This window comes from Melissococcus plutonius ATCC 35311 (assembly GCF_000270185.1).
Classification (GTDB): Bacteria; Bacillota; Bacilli; order Lactobacillales; family Enterococcaceae; genus Melissococcus; species Melissococcus plutonius.
The window spans coordinates 106,680-129,162 of sequence record NC_015516.1; the positions used below are offsets into that span (position 1 = coordinate 106,680).

Consider the following 22,483-nt stretch of genomic DNA (forward strand, 5'->3'; position numbering starts at 1 on the left):
GTATTTATTTGTTTTTCAAAGTGAGCCACATACCTTTTCGGTTTAGATAAAAGAGAGGTAGAAATGAAAATAATTTCATTCGTATTATTCGAAAAAGAAAAAGTAATTTGAGAATATTTATAGACTTTATAGTTTTCTATCATAAATACATCTCTCACTATTAATTTAACTACCAATTTTGAAGAAATTATAAAGATAAAAATTTAATTTTTTTGAACAAATGTAACTATAATCTTAAAGAATTAACCAATAAAAGGTATTCATTGATCAAAGAATTAAACTGGCAAACCAAAGGTAAATTGCAATGGATCCAACTTAATATAGATGAAAATAAAAAAAATTTTAAATTTGTAAACAATTATACAAATTGACCTAGAAAAGTTTTACAAAAGTGATATATTAATAGGGTGAGGTATTCACATTGACAATATAAATAGGGAGGTTTATTTATGAAAGCAGCAGTAGTACGTCAAAATCCAGATGGATATGCAGATTTAGTTGAAAAAGAACTTCGTCCGATTAAAGAAAATGAAGCACTTCTTGATATGGAGTATTGTGGTGTTTGTCATACGGATTTACACGTAGCAGCCGGTGATTATGGAAATCAGGCAGGAACAGTTTTAGGACATGAAGGAATTGGTATTGTTAGAGAAATTGGTAGCGATGTAACATCTCTGAAGGTAGGGGACCGGGTATCAGTTGCATGGTTCTTTGAAGGATGCGGACATTGTGAATATTGTGTAAGTGGTAATGAAACATTTTGTCATGAAGCAAAAAATGCTGGTTATAGTGTTGATGGTGGTATGGCGGAACAAGCCATTGTTACAGCGGATTATGCAGTCAAAGTACCAGATGAATTAGATCCTGTCCAAGCAAGTTCACTGACTTGTGCAGGTGTAACTACCTACAAGGCAATCAAAATTAGTGGCATTAAACCAGGGCAATGGATTACCATTTATGGAGCTGGGGGACTTGGAAATCTAGCCATTCAATTTGCAAAAAATGTTTTTAATGCAAATGTTATTGTTATTGATATCAATGATGACAAATTAAATTTAGCAAAAAAAATTGGTGCAGATATGATCATTAATTCACTTAATGAAAATGCTCCAGCAATCATTCAAGAAAAAGTAGGTGGAGCTTCGGCAGCTATTGTTTGTGCTGTGGCTCGTTCGGCGTTTGAAGCTGCAATGAACAGTTTGAAACCAATGGGTAAAATGGTCGCTGTTGCTTTACCAAATGATAAAATGGAAATCTCAATTCCTCAGACAGTATTTTATGGAATCAAGGTGAGTGGATCACTTGTAGGTACACGACAAGATTTAGCAGAAGCATTCCAATTTGGTGCAGCAGGGAAGGTCAAACCAATTGTAACAACTCGCAGACTTGAAGAGATCAATGATATTATTGATGAAATGAAAGCAGGTAATATTGAAGGTCGTATGGTTATTGATTTTACAAAATAAGAACAAAAATAAAAGTTATTAGAGATTTATTAGAAAATAGACCAAGTACATATTGAGTACTTGGTCTATTTTTCAATTCAAATAAAAAGGAAAAGTGTAGATCAATAAAAGCTAGCTAGAAAAGCTTAATTTTTTTATTGTATAAAGGAATTCGTCAACTGATTCTTAATGTACTATAAATCAATAATTTGATTTATAGATGAAGTAAAGATGAATTCAAAACAATATAATAGCAATCAGATTACCATTTACCATTATATTGTTTTGAATTCATTTCACCATTTATTCAGTTTCAATAGAATAAATGTATTTGAATAATTAATCAACGATATTCAAGTCACCTATCTTTGTTAAAGATCACTTTATAGTATTGGTAGTATATATAACCATTATTATTTTTTAGTTCATTTCATCTATTGTTTTGTTCTGTTGCTCTTCTTGCTCATTGTTCAATAATCTTTATTTAAGTATTCTAATCATTTTCAATGAGCTATCCTAGAAAAGTATTTTTTAAATAGGCATTCGATTGGGTAGGAAAAATGATTAAAATTAGAGAAATAGTTAAAACAAAAGAAGTAAATACAAGTTCGGAAAGTATTAAATCAATCTAAAAAAACAAAATTTATAAAGAGGTAGGAATAGTAATCTTTACTGAAGCACCATTCAAAATTTTTGAACGACCAAGTACTAAGTGACCATTTAGATGTTTACTATTATTTTTAGCAGTAGCTAATCCCATACCAAAATGATTGATTCCTGAGCGACTAGAATCTCCCATATATAATTCATCCGTTGCATGTACAAGAACTTCAGGAGTAAATCCCACGCCACTGTCTTCAATTTGAATAGAAAAGTTAGTATGATTACTAGTAATCGTTAACCAGATGTTTCCATTTATTGGTGTAAAGTCAACTGCATTAGAAAGAATATTAAACACAGCTTGGTGTAGGAGTTGATAATCAAAGTTTACTATAGGATTGTCAATCTTCTCAATCGACTGAATAGAAATACTTTTTACCATTGCTAGATCGGTTATCTCTGTTTTCAACGCATAAGCAAAATTTTTTAAGTGATAAGATTGAATACTTTGTTCCATTTTTTTACTATCAAGCGTTAGTTCCATTAATGAGTTGACTAACTGCTCAATGGAAGCTTGATTGTTCTGTAATTTTTGGATGTATGCTGCTTGTTCCGTTGTAAGCACTGTTTCATTCAAAAGTTCTGACCAACCTATTGCACCAGTTAAAGGTGTCTTGATATCATGAATAAGTGCTGTAAGTTGTTGACGTTGTTTTTGTTCACTTTGCCATTTCTTTTCTAAAGCTTGCTGCAAAGAATTTTTCATTTCTTCAAAGCTTTCTAAAATTTGATTTAATTCTTTAATGTTTGAATGGCCAACTTGAAAATCTAAATCGTTATTTTCGATTTTTTTAACAGCAAGACCAATGGGCAAAAGTTCTTCCTTTATTTTTTTGGAAAGACTTCTAACCAATATAGTTACAATGAGAATAGCGTTGATGATACTTAATATTAGAATAAATTCTGGTGAAATAAAATACTTGTTTAAAAAAGAATTTGTATACATCGCTTTAATTTTAAACGATAAAACGATTGTCTGGTTACCCATAGTTATACATGTAAAATGGGTATTTTTTTGTTTATTTGATTTCGCAAACTGGATGGCTTTTGTTTGTAAATTTTTTGGCATGTTGGTATCTTTTATTGTAAAGTTTTTTGATACTATAAGATACCTATTTAAAGATGAAACATCTTTTTTATTAAATGTTTGTTCACTTGCTATTTTATTTATTAATGTTTGTGCGTCTTTTTCTCCCTGGTTTGCTGGAGTAATATAACCAAGATTTAAGGAAATAAGAAATAGAGCAATAGGAATCAGTATTCCCATGGTTAGAAAAATACTTAATGAGAAAAGAAAGTTTATGAATAAGCGATTTAGTGAATAATTGCTTTTTATTTCCATAGGTAACCAATACCCCAATGTGTGTCTAAAGGAATCTTCTCTGAATGATTAAATTTACTTCTAATATTTTTAACATGAGTTGAAATCGATTGACTATCTCCTTTTGCATCATAACCAAAAATAGCTTCATAAATTTGATCTTTTGTAAATACCTGTCCATGATTTCGTGCTAAAAATTCACAAATTTCATACTCACTTTTTGTTAAATCTATGGGGAATTCTCGATAATATAAGATTTTTTGTGAAAGATTAAATCGTCTGATTCTAAAATATCCATTGATAGTTCAAAATTATTTCAAACACCTACATTGGCATTTGGTGGTGGCTTAAATGAAACTCAGGAAAAAGCCGTTGGAGATGTTTTAAAAATCAAAGAACAAAATTATAAAACTTTAAAAGTGGAAGGCAGCGACGTAGATCATTACTTACATATCATTGGAGCAAAGACATCTGGACTATTTTCTTCTGTTTACATAACACGTACAGTTAGAGAGGGACAAAATGTTGTCAAGGTGTTAACACCTAAGAATATTGTTTTAGTTACAGAAGCAGGATATACAACACCTCTAACTACTGCTGGTGTCTCGAATTTAGAAATTCGGGTGGCTTCATTGGATTCTGTGGGTCCAGTATCAGGAGAATCTGCATTGGCTGGCCTTTATAAAGCACTGGAAGACCAGGGAGTGACCTTAAACCCGGATAAAGTTTATACAGCACAAGAAGAGCTGCAAACAACAGCATCCATTATAGATAATACAGGAATGAAAGATAAATCTTATGAAGATAAAGCCAAAATGGATACTCAATTATCTGCTATCTTAACTGAAATTAAGACCCAATTAGCAGAAATTAAGGATAAACAAGTCACTGATCAACAGATTGAGGAAATTGTAAATCATGCAATAAAAAATGCAAGATTGGAAGATAAATTGAATAAGGAAGATATTCAAAGATTGGTCTCTCTGTCCAAGGTATATATTCAAAATAAAAATTCAATTTTAGATAAGGAAAGTATTTCTCGTTATAAAAAATTAGCACATAATATCACAAAAGACCTACAAGATAAATACGGTGTACAGATGGAACAAGCAAAAGGTTTTCTTGCAACAGCTTTTGAAAGTATAAAAGCCTTTTTCGGTGGCTTGTTTGGTAACCATTTATAATACAATTTATTTTTGCTTAAATTTCTTTATCGTTTATATTTGTAAATAAATCCCTAATAGGTCATCAATGATAAATGGATAGTTTGTTTAACCTATTTTTTGTTCAAAGATGACTTTTTTGAGTATTGGATATTTTCTTAACGAACAAATTAAATAAACTAAATTAGAAATAGAATAAATTGCCCAAGTATACCATGTATTATTGGCTCTAAAGATATGATAAGGCTCTAAGATATCGCTGAGAATTTCTTTCGTGATCTCCTCAAATGTACCATGGAAAGAAATGGGAACAGCATCGATTAAAACACCAATGATAATCTGAAAGATAAACAATAATAACCATCCAACTAGATAGCTTGTGCCACCCTTAGAAAAAATAATCTTTTCATAAATTTGTTTCTCCTCACCTACATCATTTGTATAAAAATATTTTTGAATATTTTTTTCATAGACCTAAGTGTTCAGTGTCTGAAAAATCCCAATTCCAGTGGCAACTATGAAAATAGTCAATAAAATAAAAAAATTACGATTTGAAAAATAAAACGAACGATAAAAAAGAACAAATGTAATGATTGGTAATGTCAAAAGACTAAATCTTGAAACCTTTGAAAATTCAAATTGTTCATAAATAAAATATAAAATGGCTCCTATGATTAAAATAAACTGCATTTTTCCTCCGATAAATAGATTTAAAAATAAAAATATCAAATTAAAATTTATTTATTTTTCAAGAGTATTATACAAAATAAATAAAACTATTTGATATTTATTTGGTTGTTGTATTTTTTAGTTAGCCATATCAAGCTGAGATTTAATTTTTATATGGCTGTTATTTTACACTTCATTTGTAGATTAAGCAATATTACTATTAATGATAATTATTGATTTTTATTCATCTTATTCTGAGTAGTGAATAAAGTTTAATATTTTTCAATTTTATGAAAAGTTTAAAATTATTTTTAGAATGGAAAATAGGATCTGAAATTCTTCAACTCATTATTAAAATAACTATTAGCTAAAAAAGAGAAGTTTGTTAGTAGAATGCTGAAACGATTCATAAATTTATATTATAAATAATGATAATAATATATATAAATAGGTATTAGGTGAAAACAATTAATAATTATATTAATTTTTAATCGTTTTTTTATTTAACAAAATATAATTTATATCTTATTGACAACGCTTACTACAAAAATATATAATGAGGATATATTAATGTTTATATTTATAAAAAAGAGCATATATATATTGAAATTTAGTAGTTTCTTTTTTATTTTGATATTGCTAGAAAATTTTTATCTTTACTTAATAGATATGTTAAAAATATGAGATTACTTCAAAGTTTGCTTCTAGAATTTACTTCTATTGAATAGATAGAAAGATTAAATGATAAAGGAGAGGAAGAGAATGAAGAAAAAAGTGGTTTACAGTATTATGATAGTTGGTTTTTTCTTATTATTAACTGCCTGTAGTCAGCAAAAAGAATCTAAAACGATTACATTTTGGAATCCTCTTGTAGGAGACGACGGTACATATATGAATAGTATGGTAAAAGCATACAATAAAACAAAGCCAGAATATCCAATTTATGCAGTTGTAAGTTCAGATATGTATACTAAAATTTATTCTGTTATGGCGTCTAAAAAAGATATTCCTGATCTAGCTATTATTCATGCAGATCGAGTACCCGGATTTGCTAAAGCAAATATGTTAGATAATATGGACAATGTTATGAAATGGCAGCCGAATATTAAAAAATCAAATTATATTCCGCAGGCATGGAAAGCGGGAACCTATAAAAATGTCCAGTATACAGTTCCTTTAGATATCCATTCTAGTGCAATGTATTATAACAAGGATTTATTAAAAAAGTATGGCATTACACACTTTTTAGATGACGGGGTAGTGACATTTGATGAAATGCTTTCTTTACAAGGAAAAATGAAACCTGGAGATTTTGTTGTAAATAACGCTTTGCTTTCTTGGGTAATTCTATCCAATCTAGTCAATTATGGAGGAGATATCAAAGATTCAAAAGGAAACCCAACATTAGATACGCCAGGGATGAAAAAAAACGCTTGAATCAATTAAGCAGTTAGCAGATGAAAAGTTAATGACACCAAATGGAGAAGATGGTTATCTTATGTTTCAGTCTGGACATGTTTTGTTTTCTAAAGATGGCATATGGACATCTACCGCTCATGATAAGGTCAAAGGGTTAAATTATGGTGTAACTAATGTTTATTCGCCAAGTCCTAATAAGATAAACAATCGAGGCTCTTCACATATGTTTGCATTATTAAAAAATAAAGCGAGAACAAAAGAAAAAGAAAAAGGAATTGCAAAATTTTTAGAATATATACGAAATAATTCAATGGAATGGGCAAAAGCTGGGCAAGTTGTTGCAAGTAAAAAGGTTTATGAAGCACCAGAATTTAAAAAATACCCACAATCTTTTTTCACTTCCAGTAAAAAAGAACTTGATTCTTTACATGTCTTTACGTATGTCTATTATCCATATGTTCAAAAAGCGATTGATACATATTGTTTTGATATTGTGTACAACAATATTAGTATCGATGAAGGAATGAAAAAAATGCAACAATTTGTAACAGACCAGGTGAATGCAATTAAGTAAAAGAAAGGAGTAGATAAAAATGAAAGATCATAAGACAACAGTCAAATTCTGGACTTTTATTGGGCCTCATTTGTTATTATTTATTACGTTTATTCTTATTACTACCATTTATGGTATCTTTGCTTCGTTTACCCAGTGGAATTTGATGTCTAGTCCAAAATGGATTGATTTAGATAATTATAAAGCTATTTTTAATCATGATTCAATTTTTAATGCACAATTTACTATTGGAATGAAAAATACATTGTTATTTGTATTGTTTATGGTACCTTTATTAATTCTTATTCCCTTACTTTGTGCAGCTGCTTTAGAAAACAAAAAAATAAAACTTAAAGGTATTTTTCAAGGTATTCTTTATTTACCAGGCTTGATTTCTATTTCTGCAGCAGCGTTGATTTGGTCGTTGATTTTTAATTCACAATTAGGGATGTTAAGCAATTTATTTGGCATTAATATTACATGGGCAGCAGAGCAACCTTATGCTTGGATTTTAATTATTATTGTAAGTTTATGGGGTGGTATTGGCGGAAATATGATTATTTATCGAGCAGCCATTGCAGGGATCAGTGAAGACTTGTATGAATCTGCAAACATTGATGGTGCTAGTTCCTTTCAAAAATTAATTCATATTACATTACCCGGCATCCGCTTTCCATTAATTTATACAGTCGTAATGACAACTGCTGGTTGTTTTAATGTTTTTGCACAACCTTTGATGTTAACAAAAGGTGGACCAAATCAGACGACTAGTGTGTTAATGATGTATATCCGTAGCTTGGCGTTCGGAGATGGGGAACCGATTGCAGGGATCGCTTCTGCCATGGCTGTTTTATTAGGATTGGTTATTTTAGTTGTTTCAGCAATTCAATATTATATTATGAATAGAAATGCGGATTAGGAGGAAAAACCCATGGAAAAACATTTTTCAATTTCTAAATGGATCGCCTATCTTTTTTTAACCGTTTTATCCATTATATGGGTAGTTCCAATTATATTTGGTTTGACAACGTCTTTTCGCTCACAAACAGAAGTCGTATCAGATGGCTTTCGATTATTACCTGTACATTGGGTAATTGAAAACTATATTGAAATTTTAAACAACACTTCAACTGCTCCTATTGTTAGATGGTTAGGTAATTCTTTATTTATTGCCACCACACATACTATTTTAGTTGTTTTTGTTATTTCTTTCACTGCTTATGGCTACACAAGAATTTCTTATAAATATAAAGACCAAATTTTCTTTTTATTGTTAGGTATTTCAATGTTTCCAGGAATTGTAAATATTATCCCATCTTATAAAATTGTACAAATGTTTGGTTGGGTAAATACACCAGCTGCAATGATTATTCCTGGATTAGCCGGAATGGGAAATATTTTTTTGGTTCGTCAATTTATGCGTGGTATTCCAAAAGAATTTGATGAATCTGCTCGAATTGATGGAGCTGGCGAATTTGCAATTTATTCAAAAATTATGTTGCCGATGATTCGTCCTGTGTTAATTGTTTGTGGATTATTTTCTTTTTCAGCATCATGGAATGATTTTTTATGGCCAGTAATTGTTTATAATGATGTAAACAAAATGCCGGTTACAGCTGGACTATTGTTGTTACAAGACATCTATGGAAACTATCGTCTGATTGGTCAATTAATGGGTTCAGCTTTTCTAGCGATTATTCCCACCTTACTTTTATTCGTTTTCGCTCAAAAGTATTTTGTTCAATCAATGAATTTAAATTCAGGTGTAAAAGGATAGTGAAAATAATGAATAGAAAAACAGAAAAAAGATTTTTGATTGCCGCAGCAATCTGGAATATTCTGACTTCATTGTTGACTATTTTTGGTTATTCTAATTGGTTAGAAGAAAAAGGCAGTAATCTTTTTAATCAAAATCAACAGACTTCCTATTTTTCATCAAGTTTCTTAGACAATGTCATTCATGTAGTTATGATTTATGGATTATTTATTTTCTGTATTGGATTAATTAGTCTAGTTATGGCACATACAATAAATAGATCTCCAATTGATAAAAAGATGATTTGTTGGTTAAGTTTTTGTCTCGTTCTTTCTTTTATATCTGTTGATATCATTGGTATTCTTCTTTATTTAATTACTTTAACGCTTTATATGGCTAGAAATAAAGCGATGCGAAGAAAACAATTTACAATAAATAAAATATTCACTGATAAAGAGAAATGAAAACGAATAGTCATATTCAATAAAAGAGAAAATTAAAAATAGGAAATAGTTGGCTGATGTCTATTAAGGGATTTAATAAATACCTATAGAAAGAGATAAATCATTAAGATTCTAGATAAGCAATAGAAATGAACAAGATAAAATAGCAATTTTAGAAAACAAGGAGAAATTTGATGGAAACGATATTGGCAAAAAGTAAGCAACCAAATGTTAAAGAAAGAGCAGATCCCTGGGTATATAAACATACAGATAATTATTATTATTTTACTGGGAGTGTACCTGGCTATAAAAGTATTGAACTAAGACGGGCAAGGTCACTAGATCATTTAGAGAATGCCGAAAGGGTAACAGTTTGGCAGGCACCAGAAACTGGCATACAAAGTCAGCTGATTTGGGCACCAGAGATTCATTATTTAAACAACAAGTGGTACATTTATTTTGCAGCAAGTGATCATAGTAAATTACGTAACGAAAAACATCATCATCGGATGTTTGTAATTGAAAACGCTCAGGAAAACTCAATGAACAATCAATGGCAAGAAAAAGGTCAGATTACGACCCAATTTGATAGTTTTAGTTTAGATGCAACAATATTTACACATAAAGAACAATTGTATTACGTTTGGGCTCAATTAGACCCAAGAATTCCAAGTAACTCAAATTTATATATTTCTAAAATGAGAAATCCTCGGACACTTAAAGGAAAACAAACCTTATTATCGATTCCTGAATATAATTGGGAAAAAATTGGATTTAAAGTAAATGAGGGACCAGCTGTTATTCAGCATAAAGATAAAGTTTTTATTACGTATTCAGCAAGTGCTACAGATGAAAATTACGCTATGGGATTATTATGGGCATTTAAGGATAGTGATTTATTAGATGGCTTTTCTTGGTATAAATTACAAGATCCTATCTTTAAAACTTGTGAAGAAACTCAATTCTATGGTCCAGGACATAACTCATTTACTAAAGGGGAAAATGATCAAACTGATATTCTCATTTTTCATGCCAGACCTAAGAAAAATGATTTTACAGACCCACTTTCAAATCCAAATCGTCATACCTATGCACAAACATTTACATGGGATAAACAGGGATTTCCTATTTTTGGTAAGCCGGGAATAGAGATGAATTTTAAAGGAGAATAAAAATGATAAAATTATTAGATCAAAAAAAGGGAGCAACAATTAGCAAGTATATCTATGGTCAATTTGCAGAGCATTTAGGTCGCTGTATCTATGAAGGAATTTATGTAGGTGAAGAGTCAAATATTCCAAATACAAATGGGATACGTAACGATGTCGTTGAAGCATTGAAAAATATTCAGGTTCCTGTTGTACGCTGGCCGGGTGGTTGCTTTGCAGATGAGTATCATTGGAAAGATGGTATTGGTCCAAAGGAAAAACGAAAAAAAATGGTGAATACACATTGGGGTGGCATTACTGAAAACAATCACTTTGGCACACATGAATTTTTTGAACTGATTAAGCAACTGGGCTGTGAAGCCTATGTGAATGGCAATGTTGGAAGTGGTACAGTCCAAGAGATGTCTGAGTGGGTTGAATATATCACGATGGATGGCATTTCACCAATGGCTGATTTAAGAAAAGAAAATGGACAAGAAAAAGCTTGGGAAATGAAGTTCTTTGGTGTTGGTAACGAAAATTGGGGCTGTGGTGGAAATATGCGTCCAGAGTATTATGCTGATTTATACCGTCGTTACCAGACTTATGTCCGTCAATATGGTGATAAAAAAATCTATAAAGTTGCTGGTGGAGCGAACGTTGCTGATTATCACTGGACAGAAGTTTTAATGAAAAATGCTCATTGGTTGATGGATGGGTTAAGTCTACACTATTATGTACATCCAAAAGGCTGGGAAGAAAAAGGAAGTGCAATTGACTTTGATCAACCGGAATGGTTTGTTACCTGTCAAAAAGCAGCATATATGGAAGAACTTATAAAAAAACACGCAGCAATTATGGATGTTTATGATCCAGAAAAACGTGTTGGTCTAATCATTGATGAATGGGGCACTTGGTTTTCTGTTGAGCCTGGAACCAATCCAGGATTTTTATATCAACAAAATACAGTACGTGATGCTATGGTAGCAGCCATTACTTTAAATATTTTTCATAAATATGCCGATCGTATTCATATGGCAAATATTGCTCAAATGGTTAATGTTTTACAAGCAATGATTTTAACAGATGGTGATAAAATGATTAAAACACCAACCTACCATGTCTTTGACCTATATAAAATCCATCAAGAAGCAGCACATGTTGAAATGTATGGAGATTTACCAAAAAATATGACAATGACAGCTTCCAAAAAAAATAACATGCTTAATCTCTCACTTTGTAATTATAACCTTGATGAAAACCAAGCCATTACTTTTGATTTTGAAAGTAATTGGTCTAAAATTATTTCTAGTCGCTATTTAACTGGTGAAAAAATGAATAGCTATAATGATTTTGATCATCCAGAAGATGTAATTATTCAAGATTTTAATGATTGTCAGCTAGAAAATGGGAAATTAACGATAATGGTTCCAGCTAAGTCGGTAGTAACAATCCAACTAGGCGAATGACAAAAATAGGTTGTAAAAATTGTGATCGACTTCAATCATTCGATCAGAAAGTGGTTGATGCATTAATTGATGAGCAGTTGAGTCTTGAGATAGATTTAGCTAACCAAGAAATTGTCAAGCAGCGCTTAACAATTTGCAATCAATGTTCTTTTAAAGTGGAAAATACCTGCACAAAATGTGGTTGTTATTGTCGATTTCGTGCTAGTCTAAAACATAAGAAATGTCCAATGGATTATTGGTATAAAGATAAAACATTTTATAACTAGATATTCCGTTTGGAACAATATTAAAGCAGTAATTCTTAAGCAAAGCAAATATTAAATATTCCAGTCTATTATGCAAATGATAGACTGGAATGTTTTTCTGTATTAATTAATTCATTAGGTTAAATGCCGTCTAGCCGAACTAGTAATTTCTAAAAAAACAAATCAATAATCATCAAATAAACAAAAGAAGAGATAGATAGAAAGTTATATTTATAAATAAAGATAGACATAGAGAATAAAAATTTAAAATCAAAAATTCAAATTTGTAATTATTTTTGAAATGATATTATACATTTAATTTTTTATTTAACCCTAGAAATTCCAAGTATATAGTTGCCTTTTATCTATAGGTATATAGTTAAGTTAGGCATATAGTTGATTATATAAAAGATGAGGAAATTTTATTCCATTGATTGCTTCCTCTGTTTTGGCTACAATAAAAATCTTCTTGATTTTAAAGAAAAAAAGGTTGATCATGATAAAATAGAATAAAAATTAGGAGGGATCTTATGGAAAAACCAGTGACAAATGATTTTGCAAAAATTGTATTTGAAAGAAGATCGATTCGTGAATTTGACAAAAATGTCAAAATTGACAAACAGGAATTACTTGAAATTATTCAAAAAGCAACGGCAGCACCCTCTTCTGTTAATATGCAATCTTGGCGTTTTGTTGTTGTCGAAAGTGATGCAGGAAAAGAGAAATTAAGACCGTTGATTGGCCCAAATATCAAACAAAATGATACTTCTTCAGCTATGATTTTAATTTTCGGTGATATGGAATGTTATAAGTACGGTGAAAGAATTTGTGATCAAGCCTATAAAGAAGGAAAGATGTCAAAAGAAGAAAAGAATAAGGGATTAGAAACATTTATTCCTTATTATGAAAATCTTTCAAAACAAGAGATGAATGATATTGTAAAAATTGATAGTAGTTTGGCAGCTATGCAGTTAATGTTGGTTGCTCGGTCTTATGGATATGATACAAATCCAATCGGCTATTTTCAAGCTGACCAATTGGCGGAAACATTCGACCTAAATAAAGATCGTTATATGCCAGTTCTTATTCTTGCTATAGGAAAAGCAGTGGAAGAAGGTCACCCATCTTTTCGTCTGCCTGCAGAAGAAATTACTTATTTTAAATAAAAATTTAAATTATTTATTTAAAAATTAAAATATATCTGTTAAAGGATATGATTCACAATTATTAGCAATAAAAGAGAATTCTGATAACATGATCTTTTGTAATTAAAATAAGTGATGAAAATAAGATATTAAAAGAAGTACCCAATTACTTTACTACTTTTTAAGTAAGAGATGAGTAGATTACGAATGTAGCATAAAGCTATTATTTTTCTTAACCATTTAAGTGATAAATCAAATAAAAATATTCAAAATATCAACCTATATTGATATTTTGAATATTTTTTAATTAGTTTATATTTTACTGAATGATTATTTATTTTTATCATAAACAGATGAATAGTTAAAAACAAAACCATTCTAATATTTGTAAGTTAGGTATATAGTTAAAAATAATTAACAAAATTAAAATTTAATAAAAATTTGAAAAATGTCTATCATATAAATAAATAATAATAAAATTAAATGAGATGTACACCCTTATCTACATAAATGGTATCACCGATCATACCACTAGCAAGATTGCTGACTAGAAAGGCACAAGTATTACCTATTTCTTCAATTGTGACACCTACATTATCAGCTGCACGTTCGTTAGACACTCTAATTAATTGATCATAATCTTTAACACCTGTTACAGCTAACGTTTTAATAGCACCGGCAGATATTGCATTAACATGGACTTGATTAACAGCGAATTCATAAGCTAGGTATCTTACTGCAGCTTCCAAAGAAGCTTTGGCAACGCCCATTACATTATAATTTGGAACAGCTCTCTCTGAACCGAAATACGTTAATGCAACTATACCAGAACCTGGATTCAATAAAGGTTTAGCGTAATGCGCGACAGCTAAAAGGGAATAACTGCTGATGTCCTGTGCTAAAGCGTAACCAGAACGAGAGACATCACTAATATTGCCTGATAATTCTTCTTTATTGGCAAAAGCAATGGCATGAACAAGACCATCAATTTTTCCGACAGATTCCTGAATAAAAGTAAATGCTTTTTCAATGGATTCATCGGAAGCAGCATCGCATTCAATTAAAATGTCTGTTTCATCTGCTAATTTGGCCACTTGTTTTTTCATACGCTCATTTTGGTATGTATAAATTACTTGTGCGCCTTGTTCTCTTAAGGCTTTTGCACATCCCCAAGCGATACTTTTTTTATTGGCTACACCCATCACTACAATTTTTTTGTCTTTTAAAAACATAGAGAAACTCCTTTATTTTATTCATTTAATTTGAAAAACGCCTACCTATCAGTTCTTGTTTAAAATTAATTTTATTATTAAGTTGACGGATAAAAATGCAACTGGTATCATCTGTGTAAGAATAAGAATGCTTAACTAAACAATTCTGTGAGGTATGCATTTTTCTTGATGTCTGAATTATTAACTAAAATACTTTGAAAGTCAAACTATTTTTACTTAATTTTAAAAAATTATTGGTAAGAATGATATATTTATTCTAAAAATTGCATTATAAGTACGGAGGAAATCATGAAAAGAGTCGTCGTTACTGGAATGGGAGCTATTACTCCAATAGGCAATACTGTTGAAGAATATTGGGAAAACCTGATAAAAGGAAAAGTAGGGTTTAATCCAATTACTAAATTTGATTCTAAGGAAACTGGAATTACTTTAGCTGGTGAGGTAAAAGAGTTTAATCCTCAAGAAGTATTGGATAGAAAGGAATATAAACGAATGGATCTATTTTCCCAATATGGCTTGGTTGCAGCTTTACAAGCTTTGGAAGATAGTGGATTATCAGAACAAGAAATAGACCCTAAAAGATTGGGAGTTATTGTTGGCAGTGGAATCGGTGGCATGACAACTTTACAAGACCAAGTAAGAGTGATGGATAAAAAGGGTCCAAAACGGGTGACACCTTTCTTTGTTCCAATGGTTATTGCCAATATGGTTGCTGGTAACATTTCTATTCGTCTTGGTGCAAAGGGACCTTCACAAACGGTTGTAACAGCATGTGCATCTGCTACAAATGCTATTGGTGAAGCTTTTGAAGCAATTAAAAATGGTAAGATGGATATGATGGTCACTGGTGGTGCAGAAGCTGCGGTTTGTGAAATAGGTATTTCAGGATTCGCTGCTTTAAGTGCTTTAAGTACTTCGACAGATCCAAATCGGGCATCGATTCCCTTTGACGCTGAACGTACAGGGTTTGTTATGGGTGAAGGTGCTGGAATGTTGATACTAGAAGAATTAGAACATGCACAAAGAAGAGGAGCTAAGATCCTTGGTGAAATTGTCGGATATGGTAATAATTGCGATGCAAGTCATATGACGGCTCCTTTAAAAGATGGTAGTGGTGCAGCTGGCGCAATTGAACAAGCATTAACTGAAGCGACAATCAAACCTGAACAAGTAAATTACATAAATGCACATGGTACATCCACTGCAGCAAATGATGCAGCTGAAACAACAGCTATTCATCGTGTTTTTGGTGATAATGCTGCTAAGATACCTGTCTCAAGTACAAAAAGTATGATTGGACATTTGTTAGGTGCTGGAGGCGGTGTTGAAGCGATTGCATGTATAAAAACCTTGCAAGAAGGAGTTGCCCATCCAACTGCTGGATACCAAGTTGTTGACCCAGCTTGTGATCTTGATTATATTAGCGAGGGTGCTAGAGAAATTAATGCAAAATATGCTATCAGCAATTCTTTTGGATTTGGTGGGCATAATGCAGTCATTTGTATGAAGAAATGGGAGGAAAAATAAATGGAAAAAGTACTAACAGCTGAAGAGGTTATGGCGTTAATCCCAAATAGATATCCAATTTGTTATATTGATTATGTGGATGAGTTAACACCAAATAAAAAAATTATTGCAACAAAAAATGTAACAATTAATGAAGAATTTTTCCAAGGACATTTTCCAGGGAATCCAACAATGCCAGGTGTTTTGATTCTTGAATCTTTGGCACAAGCCGGTTCGATTCTAATTTTAAAGACTGAACAATTTAATGGCAAAACTGCTTATATTGGTGGTATCGATAAAGCAAAATTCCGTCAAAAAGTTGTTCCAGGAGATGTATTAAAATTACATTTTGAAATTATTAAACAACGTGAAACAATCGGAACAGCACAAGCAGCAGCATATGTTGAAGGCAAGAAGGTTTGTGAATGTCAATTTACCTTTATTATTGGTCAGGAAACACGCTAATTTAAAAACACAATTAAATTTAATATCAAATAAGACATAGAAATTTAATTTCTATGTCTTATTTGATATTAAGAATGAGTTGAAATATGCAGAAAATATAAAAGAATAAAAATGAGAAAAAACTCTTTATTGATGGGTTCTATTTTTAAAAGTAAATAGAATAGAAAAACCATTTCCTAACTAGTTTAGTTGAAAAAACGACTAGAGTAAGCTACACTGAAAATTAGAGTTTTATAGGAAAAATGTAAAAAATATATATTAAAAAGAAAATGCAAATAGAAACTGGAGTGAAAATAATGGAAAATCGGTATGCAATTATTTTAGCTGCTGGTAAAGGAACACGTATGAAGTCTAATCTATATAAAGTACTACATTCTGTAGCCGGAAAATCTATGGTAGAGAATGTCTTAGGCCAGGTAGAAAAAGCACATCTACAAAAAATTATTACCATTGTTGGGTATGGTGCACAAGCCATTAAAGAAGAATTAAATGAACGTTGTGAATATGTTCTTCAAGAAGAACAACTAGGGACAGGGCATGCTGTTTTACAAGCAGAGACATTATTAGGTGATAAGGAAGGAATAACTCTGGTTGTTACTGGAGATACGCCTTTATTAACAACCGAGACAATCAATAATCTATTTGACTACCATCAAGAACAAAAAGCAAGTGCAACAATTTTAACTGCATATACAGAAGAACCAACCGGCTATGGTAGAATTATCCGTGACGCCAAAGGACTTGTTGAAAAAATTGTTGAACAAAAAGATGCGAATGACAAAGAAAAGTTGATCAAGGAAGTCAATACTGGAATGTTTTGTTTTAACAATAGCGATCTATTTTCTGCCTTATCTCAAATCACTACAGATAATTCACAAGGTGAATTTTACCTTACAGATGTAATTGAAATCTTAAAAAATAAAGGTAAGGTTGTTACTGCTTTTCAAATGGCTGATTTTGAAGAAGCCTTAGGTGTGAATGACAGGGTTGCTTTGGCAGAAGCAAATAAAATCATGCAACGACGTTTAGCTAAAATGCATATGATGAATGGTGTAACCTTTATTGATCCTGAAAGCACGTATATTGAAGGAGAAGTTTCTATAGGACCAGATACAATTATAGAAGCTGGTGTTCAATTAAAGGGAAAAACAAAAATAGGCAAAGAATGTATCATTGGTGCACATTCTGAAATTATCGATAGTATTATTGAAGATAAAGTAGTAGTGAAACATTCTGTGATTCAAGAAAGCAAGGTTCATAGTGAGTCAGATGTAGGTCCCTTTGCACATTTGCGGCCTAATGCAACAATTGGAAAACATGTCCATATTGGGAATTTTGTTGAAGTCAAGAACTCTTTTATTGATGAAGGAACAAAAGTTGGACATCTTACGTATGTAGGTGATGCAAGCTTAGGAAAAAATATTAATGTGGGTTGTGGCGTTGTTTTTGTTAATTATGATGGTAAGAATAAATATCGAACAACTGTAGGCGACTATGCATTTATTGGCTCATCAACAAATATTGTTGCACCTGTTCAAATTGCTGAAAAATCTGTTATTGCTGCTGGTTCAATTATTACAAAAGATGTTAATAAATATGATTTAGCAATTGCGCGTGCAAAACAGATAAACAAATCAGATTATGCGAAAAAATTTCCTTATCTAAACTAAACTTTCTCTGAATCACTTGATTTATTTTGTGATGACTACTATTATTTAAAAGGAAATAAAGTTTATGTAATTGCCTGAAAAAGAAAGTGGAGGTTCTAATGTCGAAACATTATTTTGATCCGAGGTTGAAAATTTTTTCTCTTAATTCAAATCGTCCATTAGCCGAAAAGATTGCTAATGCCGTAGGTGTAGAACTTGGAAAATCATCAGTTAATCAGTTTAGTGATGGAGAAATTCAAATTAATATTGAAGAAAGTATTCGTGGGTCACATGTATATCTGGTCCAATCAACAAGTAGCCCGGTAAATGATAATTTGATGGAATTACTCATTATGATTGATGCTTTAAAGCGTGCTAGTGCAAAAACAATTAATGTTGTTATGCCTTATTATGGTTATGCACGTCAAGATCGAAAAGCTCGGTCTCGTGAACCAATTACAGCTAAATTGGTTGCAAACATGCTTGAAAAAGCTGGAACAACCCGTATGTTAACGTTAGATCTCCATGCTGTTCAAATTCAAGGTTTCTTTGATATTCCTGTGGATCATTTAATGGGCGCACCATTAATTGCCGATTACTTTTTGGAACGTGAGATTCAAGGAGACGATGTTGTAGTTGTTTCTCCAGACCATGGCGGGGTAACACGTGCCCGCAAATTGGCTGAATATCTTAAATCACCAATTGCTATTATTGATAAACGTCGACCAAAAGCCAATGTTGCTGAAGTCATGAATATTATTGGACAAGTGGAAGACAAGGTTTGTGTATTGATTGATGATATGATTGACACAGCGGGTACAATTACTTTAGCAGCAAATGCTCTGAAGGAAGCTGGAGCAAAAGAAGTATATGCCTCTTGTACGCACCCAGTTTTATCCGGACCTGCTTTGCAACGGATTGAAGATTCTGCGATTAAACGATTGGTTGTTACAGATTCTATTTATCTATCAGATGATAGAAAAATCGGAAAGATTGATGAAATTAGCGTAAGTGAATTAATCGGGGATGCAATCAAACGAATTCATGAAAATAAACCGGTTAGTCCACTATTTGAAATAAGATATCGTTAATCACAAGGAAAACCGATTGCCTTAAGCATTAAATCAACAAATGGATAATGCTTATTATCTAGAAAAATTGAATAAGCGAAAAAGTAATTAAAAATAGGTTAGAGTTAACTAAATGTTTTTTAAATTTAGTTAACTCTAATTTATTTTCAGCTAGGAGTGCCTTAGAACCTATTTTTATGTATATAATTAATTTTTAATAAGGAATCAATCTGTCTATCTATTTTATTCATCCATTGATGAGTATTAATAAAATAAAAGGATCTACTTAGGATTTTTGGGTAGCTAGGTATTAAAAAATGTGATTAAATAAATTTATATATAACTTCAATCAATAGAAAATATTTAAGAAAGAAGTCTATCAATGAATTATTATACAAAACAATTAAAAGAATTAACCAGTGAACAATTTTACAGAATAGCTCAATTGAGAATTAGTGTTTTTGTTGTGGAACAAAACTGTCCTTATCAAGAGATCGATACACTTGATGAAATTGCCTGGCATATCTGGTTAGAAGATGAAAAAGATAATATTGTTGGTTATACAAGAGTGATAAATTATGAAGATTATGCTAGCTTTGGCAGAGTTCTCATTGCCCCTACCTATCGAAATAGCGGATTAGGAAAATCTCTAGTTGCACATACAATTTCATTTATCAACGAAAAATATCCCAATCAGCCCATTGTAATCAGCGGACAAGCTTACTTGAAGATGTTTTATGAATCCTTCGGATTTCAAGCAATTTCTGATCGTTACTTAGAAGATAATATTCCACATATAAAGATGCGAAAAGTATTTAGCAGTGATAAATAATTAAAAAAGGATAGGGCCTTTTAAATGACTAGGTTCTATCCTTATATGAACGATCTTTACGATTTAATTATTTTTATTTATGTTTTTTCGCACTACTATTCATTTTTCAATCGATTGACTGAGACAACCGTACCTGTGTAAGCATCGGCCAAAAATTCATAATGAACAAGTTCATCATCTTCGAATCGACAAATACCCCCTGTATACACTTTTGAACGTACAGCAAATTTTCTTAATGGTTTTTTTCAAATTCAATCCATGATCCTTCAATAGGTCCTTCTTTTAAGAAAGCATTCTTAATTTTTTTCAATACATCATCTGGCGATAAGGTTTTTCTTTTCTGATACCATAGCATAGAGGTTAGTCCACTTAAAACACCTAGACTAATTCCTAATGTCAATCCACCTTTAAAATATCCTAATTCTTCCTCACCACGCATTTAAATCCCTCCTTTAACTAGTAGTGGAAGTAGTTAACTGTTTTAATATTCTTTATTTTACCATAGAAAACAAAGAATATCGAAAAACAAAAAATGTTCAATTAAAAATTATTAGGTTATAATAAACTTAACTTAACGAATTAGAAAGGAATTCTTGTGAGTCTTTTATTTTATCATTGTATAAATGATAATTAATTTTAAGATAACAAGAAAGGACAGCAAATGGAAGAAAAAACATTTCAACGTATTAAAGAATTGACAGAATTACAAGGAACAAGTGGTTTTGAAGATGATATTCGTCAATATATGAAAAGGCAATTGACTCCCTTGGTAGATGATATTCAATATGATGGATTAGGTGGAATTTTTGGAATTAAGCAATCAAAAGAGAAAGACGCACCAAGAGTGATGGTTGCTGCTCATATGGATGAAGTCGGCTTTATGCTAACAGAAATTAAAGAAAATGGCTTATTTCGGGTAGTTCCACTAGGTGGTTGGAATCCTTATGTTGTTTCAGCACAACGCTTTTCATTAAAAACAAAACAAGGTGTTTATCCATGTATTTCTTCTTCAGTGCCACCACATTTATTAAGAGGAACCAATGGGCAAAGAAATTTAGAAGTGAGCGATATTTTATTTGATGCTGGTTTTGAATCAAAAGAAGAAGCAGAGCAATATGGGGTCCGGCCGGGAGACACATTAGTTCCACTTGTTGAAACGATAAAAACAGCAAATGATAAAAATATTATTAGTAAAGCTTTGGATAACCGCTATGGATGTACTATCGTGTTAGAAGCGCTTGAAGCCTTGCAAAATGAATCACTCGCTCATACATTGATTGCTGGAGCAAATGTACAAGAAGAAGTTGGATTACGTGGTTCAAAACCATCTGTACATAAATTTAAACCAGATCTTTTCTTTGCTGTAGATTGCTCAGCAGCAGATGATAGTCAAACTAAAGAAGGAACATTCGGACATTTAGGAGAAGGCACTTTACTTCGTATCTATGATCCAGGCTTGATTTTATTACCTAGACTACGAGAATATTTATTAGACATTGCAGAGACAAATAAAATTCCTTATCAATATTTTGTTTCAAAAGGTGGAACAGATGCAAGTGCCGCACATATAACAAATAATGGAATCCCTAGTACGGTTATTGGCGTTTGTGGTAGATATATTCATACACATCAAACGATGTTTAGTATTAAAGATTTTGAAGCAGCAAAAGAAATGTTGATTCAAGTCTTAAAAGGATTGGATTGTTCAACGGTAGATACAATTGTCTATGGAAGGTAGGTTTTAGTCAATGATTTATCCAAATTCATTAGAAGAAATAACAAATTACGAGAACTCTGGGAGGGTTGTTTTCTTTTTCACTGCAACTTGGTGCGGTGACTGTCAATTCATTAAACCGTTTATGCCGGAAATTGAGTCTGAATTTGCCGATTACCAGTTTGTTGAAATTGATCGAGATAAATTTATTGATACAGCTATTAAATGGGATATTTTTGGCATTCCAAGTTTTATTGTGATTCAAGATGGTAAAGAAGTGGGACGTTTAGTAAATAAAAATCGTAAAACAAAAGAAGATATCGCAAAATTTTTAAAAAGCATTGGTTGATCCATTTATTTTAAATGATTAGGTAGTCTCATTGCAATTATCTTTAATGATATGAAATATTTATTTATAACAAGATAAACAATTCTATAATCGAATTGTTAAGGTGATTATGCGATTTAAACACCTAACAATTCGATTTATTTATATCACTGGTTTGTTGTTTTGTTGAATAGTTTAGTTTTGGTATTTTTATGATTTAAACAGAGTAAAAGATAACATGATTAACTTTT

General features: G+C 31.4%; 22 protein-coding genes and 1 pseudogene. 18 read left to right on the top strand and 5 right to left on the bottom strand.

Annotated features, from left to right (window positions below):
- The first annotated feature begins 449 nt into the window (after nucleotides 1-449).
- Nucleotides 450-1,466, top strand: coding sequence for an alcohol dehydrogenase AdhP (adhP, locus tag MPTP_RS00445; RefSeq protein ID WP_013773033.1), 1,017 nt, complete (start codon nucleotides 450-452; stop codon nucleotides 1,464-1,466).
- A 622-nt stretch (nucleotides 1,467-2,088) separates the two neighbouring features.
- Here the strand turns inward: adhP and MPTP_RS00450 are convergent.
- The gene (locus MPTP_RS00450; protein ID WP_231849647.1) at nucleotides 2,089-3,447 is read right to left on the bottom strand and encodes a sensor histidine kinase; all 1,359 of its coding nucleotides are present in this window, start codon (nucleotides 3,445-3,447) and stop codon (nucleotides 2,089-2,091) included.
- On the bottom strand, nucleotides 3,438-3,728 hold the full coding sequence (locus tag MPTP_RS09310; RefSeq protein ID WP_311736269.1) for a winged helix-turn-helix domain-containing protein: 291 nt from the start codon (nucleotides 3,726-3,728) through the stop codon (nucleotides 3,438-3,440). Before MPTP_RS09310 ends, MPTP_RS00450 begins: the two co-directional genes overlap by 10 nt.
- A 27-nt stretch (nucleotides 3,729-3,755) precedes the next feature.
- Between MPTP_RS09310 and MPTP_RS00455 the strand changes: the two genes are divergently transcribed.
- On the top strand, nucleotides 3,756-4,610 hold the full coding sequence (locus tag MPTP_RS00455) for a DUF1002 domain-containing protein (RefSeq protein ID WP_013773035.1): 855 nt from the start codon (nucleotides 3,756-3,758) through the stop codon (nucleotides 4,608-4,610).
- A gap of 87 nt (nucleotides 4,611-4,697) precedes the next feature.
- Here MPTP_RS00455 and MPTP_RS00460 read toward each other — a convergent pair whose 3' ends face one another.
- Complete coding sequence (locus tag MPTP_RS00460; RefSeq protein WP_013773036.1) at nucleotides 4,698-4,943, bottom strand: hypothetical protein; 246 nt, start codon at nucleotides 4,941-4,943, stop codon at nucleotides 4,698-4,700.
- A gap of 1,077 nt (nucleotides 4,944-6,020) precedes the next feature.
- Here MPTP_RS00460 and MPTP_RS09805 point away from each other — a divergent pair.
- The 9 genes from MPTP_RS09805 to MPTP_RS00505 all read left to right on the top strand — a co-directional run bounded on the left by MPTP_RS09805 (nucleotide 6,021) and on the right by MPTP_RS00505 (nucleotide 13,457).
- Nucleotides 6,021-6,695, top strand: a complete 675-nt coding sequence (locus MPTP_RS09805) for an ABC transporter substrate-binding protein (protein ID WP_013773037.1) — start codon at nucleotides 6,021-6,023, stop codon at nucleotides 6,693-6,695.
- A gap of 31 nt (nucleotides 6,696-6,726) precedes the next feature.
- Nucleotides 6,727-7,251, top strand: a complete 525-nt coding sequence (locus MPTP_RS09810) for a type 2 periplasmic-binding domain-containing protein (RefSeq protein WP_013773038.1) — start codon at nucleotides 6,727-6,729, stop codon at nucleotides 7,249-7,251.
- A gap of 19 nt (nucleotides 7,252-7,270) precedes the next feature.
- A complete protein-coding gene (locus MPTP_RS00475; protein ID WP_013773039.1) occupies nucleotides 7,271-8,149 on the top strand; it encodes a carbohydrate ABC transporter permease in 879 nt (292 codons plus the stop codon).
- Between the two features lie 12 nt (nucleotides 8,150-8,161).
- Nucleotides 8,162-9,007 (top strand): carbohydrate ABC transporter permease, encoded by an 846-nt coding sequence (locus tag MPTP_RS00480; RefSeq protein WP_013773040.1) that lies wholly within the window; start codon nucleotides 8,162-8,164, stop codon nucleotides 9,005-9,007.
- Nucleotides 9,008-9,015: 8 nt separating this feature from the next.
- Nucleotides 9,016-9,450, top strand: coding sequence for a DUF4064 domain-containing protein (locus MPTP_RS00485; RefSeq protein WP_013773041.1), 435 nt, complete (start codon nucleotides 9,016-9,018; stop codon nucleotides 9,448-9,450).
- Nucleotides 9,451-9,623: 173 nt separating this feature from the next.
- Complete coding sequence (locus tag MPTP_RS00490) at nucleotides 9,624-10,601, top strand: glycoside hydrolase family 43 protein (protein ID WP_013773042.1); 978 nt, start codon at nucleotides 9,624-9,626, stop codon at nucleotides 10,599-10,601.
- 2 nt (nucleotides 10,602-10,603) lie between these two features.
- On the top strand, nucleotides 10,604-12,046 hold the full coding sequence (locus MPTP_RS00495) for an alpha-N-arabinofuranosidase (RefSeq protein ID WP_013773043.1): 1,443 nt from the start codon (nucleotides 10,604-10,606) through the stop codon (nucleotides 12,044-12,046).
- Complete coding sequence (locus tag MPTP_RS00500) at nucleotides 12,043-12,312, top strand: DUF6171 family protein (RefSeq protein WP_048589611.1); 270 nt, start codon at nucleotides 12,043-12,045, stop codon at nucleotides 12,310-12,312. Before MPTP_RS00495 ends, MPTP_RS00500 begins: the two co-directional genes overlap by 4 nt.
- Before the next feature lie 509 nt (nucleotides 12,313-12,821).
- Nucleotides 12,822-13,457 carry a nitroreductase family protein gene (locus MPTP_RS00505; RefSeq protein WP_013773045.1) on the top strand — a complete coding sequence of 212 codons (636 nt, stop codon included), beginning with the start codon at nucleotides 12,822-12,824 and terminating at the stop codon, nucleotides 13,455-13,457.
- A gap of 458 nt (nucleotides 13,458-13,915) precedes the next feature.
- Here MPTP_RS00505 and fabI read toward each other — a convergent pair whose 3' ends face one another.
- Nucleotides 13,916-14,668, bottom strand: a complete 753-nt coding sequence (fabI, locus tag MPTP_RS00510; protein WP_013773046.1) for an enoyl-ACP reductase FabI — start codon at nucleotides 14,666-14,668, stop codon at nucleotides 13,916-13,918.
- 288 nt (nucleotides 14,669-14,956) lie between these two features.
- On the opposite strand from fabI, the gene fabF reads away from it, so the two are divergent.
- The 5 genes from fabF (at nucleotide 14,957) to MPTP_RS00535 (ending at nucleotide 20,190) form a co-directional block, all read left to right on the top strand.
- The gene (gene fabF / locus MPTP_RS00515) at nucleotides 14,957-16,195 is read left to right on the top strand and encodes a beta-ketoacyl-ACP synthase II (protein WP_013773047.1); all 1,239 of its coding nucleotides are present in this window, start codon (nucleotides 14,957-14,959) and stop codon (nucleotides 16,193-16,195) included.
- Nucleotides 16,196-16,639: a 3-hydroxyacyl-ACP dehydratase FabZ gene (gene fabZ, locus MPTP_RS00520; protein WP_013773048.1), complete on the top strand. Its 444-nt coding sequence runs from the start codon at nucleotides 16,196-16,198 to the stop codon at nucleotides 16,637-16,639.
- A gap of 296 nt (nucleotides 16,640-16,935) precedes the next feature.
- Complete coding sequence (glmU, locus tag MPTP_RS00525; RefSeq protein WP_013773049.1) at nucleotides 16,936-18,309, top strand: bifunctional UDP-N-acetylglucosamine diphosphorylase/glucosamine-1-phosphate N-acetyltransferase GlmU; 1,374 nt, start codon at nucleotides 16,936-16,938, stop codon at nucleotides 18,307-18,309.
- Between the two features lie 98 nt (nucleotides 18,310-18,407).
- Nucleotides 18,408-19,379, top strand: coding sequence for a ribose-phosphate diphosphokinase (locus tag MPTP_RS00530; RefSeq protein WP_013773050.1), 972 nt, complete (start codon nucleotides 18,408-18,410; stop codon nucleotides 19,377-19,379).
- Between the two features lie 361 nt (nucleotides 19,380-19,740).
- Nucleotides 19,741-20,190 carry a GNAT family N-acetyltransferase gene (locus MPTP_RS00535; protein WP_013773051.1) on the top strand — a complete coding sequence of 150 codons (450 nt, stop codon included), beginning with the start codon at nucleotides 19,741-19,743 and terminating at the stop codon, nucleotides 20,188-20,190.
- A gap of 95 nt (nucleotides 20,191-20,285) precedes the next feature.
- Here the strand turns inward: MPTP_RS00535 and MPTP_RS00540 are convergent.
- Nucleotides 20,286-20,629 (bottom strand): annotated as a pseudogene (locus MPTP_RS00540) (PepSY domain-containing protein).
- Nucleotides 20,630-20,851: 222 nt separating this feature from the next.
- On the opposite strand from MPTP_RS00540, the gene pepA reads away from it, so the two are divergent.
- Together pepA and MPTP_RS00550 are read left to right on the top strand one after the other, a co-directional pair.
- Nucleotides 20,852-21,928, top strand: a complete 1,077-nt coding sequence (pepA, locus tag MPTP_RS00545) for a glutamyl aminopeptidase (protein WP_013773054.1) — start codon at nucleotides 20,852-20,854, stop codon at nucleotides 21,926-21,928.
- 10 nt (nucleotides 21,929-21,938) lie between these two features.
- A complete protein-coding gene (locus MPTP_RS00550; RefSeq protein WP_013773055.1) occupies nucleotides 21,939-22,253 on the top strand; it encodes a thioredoxin family protein in 315 nt (104 codons plus the stop codon).
- Nucleotides 22,254-22,483 lie beyond the last annotated feature (230 nt).

Bases quoted from the DNA above. Each gene is read 5' to 3' on its own strand.
- adhP (WP_013773033.1), top strand. From the start codon at position 450: ATGAAAGCAGCAGTAGTACGTCAAAATCCAGATGGATATGCAGATTTA.
- MPTP_RS00450 (WP_231849647.1), bottom strand. From the start codon at position 3,447: ATGGAAATAAAAAGCAATTATTCACTAAATCGCTTATTCATAAACTTT.
- MPTP_RS09805 (WP_013773037.1), top strand. From the start codon at position 6,021: ATGAAGAAAAAAGTGGTTTACAGTATTATGATAGTTGGTTTTTTCTTA.
- MPTP_RS09810 (WP_013773038.1), top strand. From the start codon at position 6,727: ATGACACCAAATGGAGAAGATGGTTATCTTATGTTTCAGTCTGGACAT.
- MPTP_RS00475 (WP_013773039.1), top strand. From the start codon at position 7,271: ATGAAAGATCATAAGACAACAGTCAAATTCTGGACTTTTATTGGGCCT.
- MPTP_RS00480 (WP_013773040.1), top strand. From the start codon at position 8,162: ATGGAAAAACATTTTTCAATTTCTAAATGGATCGCCTATCTTTTTTTA.
- MPTP_RS00485 (WP_013773041.1), top strand. From the start codon at position 9,016: ATGAATAGAAAAACAGAAAAAAGATTTTTGATTGCCGCAGCAATCTGG.
- MPTP_RS00490 (WP_013773042.1), top strand. From the start codon at position 9,624: ATGGAAACGATATTGGCAAAAAGTAAGCAACCAAATGTTAAAGAAAGA.
- MPTP_RS00495 (WP_013773043.1), top strand. From the start codon at position 10,604: ATGATAAAATTATTAGATCAAAAAAAGGGAGCAACAATTAGCAAGTAT.
- MPTP_RS00500 (WP_048589611.1), top strand. From the start codon at position 12,043: ATGACAAAAATAGGTTGTAAAAATTGTGATCGACTTCAATCATTCGAT.
- MPTP_RS00505 (WP_013773045.1), top strand. From the start codon at position 12,822: ATGGAAAAACCAGTGACAAATGATTTTGCAAAAATTGTATTTGAAAGA.
- fabI (WP_013773046.1), bottom strand. From the start codon at position 14,668: ATGTTTTTAAAAGACAAAAAAATTGTAGTGATGGGTGTAGCCAATAAA.
- fabF (WP_013773047.1), top strand. From the start codon at position 14,957: ATGAAAAGAGTCGTCGTTACTGGAATGGGAGCTATTACTCCAATAGGC.
- fabZ (WP_013773048.1), top strand. From the start codon at position 16,196: ATGGAAAAAGTACTAACAGCTGAAGAGGTTATGGCGTTAATCCCAAAT.
- glmU (WP_013773049.1), top strand. From the start codon at position 16,936: ATGGAAAATCGGTATGCAATTATTTTAGCTGCTGGTAAAGGAACACGT.
- MPTP_RS00530 (WP_013773050.1), top strand. From the start codon at position 18,408: ATGTCGAAACATTATTTTGATCCGAGGTTGAAAATTTTTTCTCTTAAT.
- MPTP_RS00535 (WP_013773051.1), top strand. From the start codon at position 19,741: ATGAATTATTATACAAAACAATTAAAAGAATTAACCAGTGAACAATTT.
- pepA (WP_013773054.1), top strand. From the start codon at position 20,852: ATGGAAGAAAAAACATTTCAACGTATTAAAGAATTGACAGAATTACAA.
- MPTP_RS00550 (WP_013773055.1), top strand. From the start codon at position 21,939: ATGATTTATCCAAATTCATTAGAAGAAATAACAAATTACGAGAACTCT.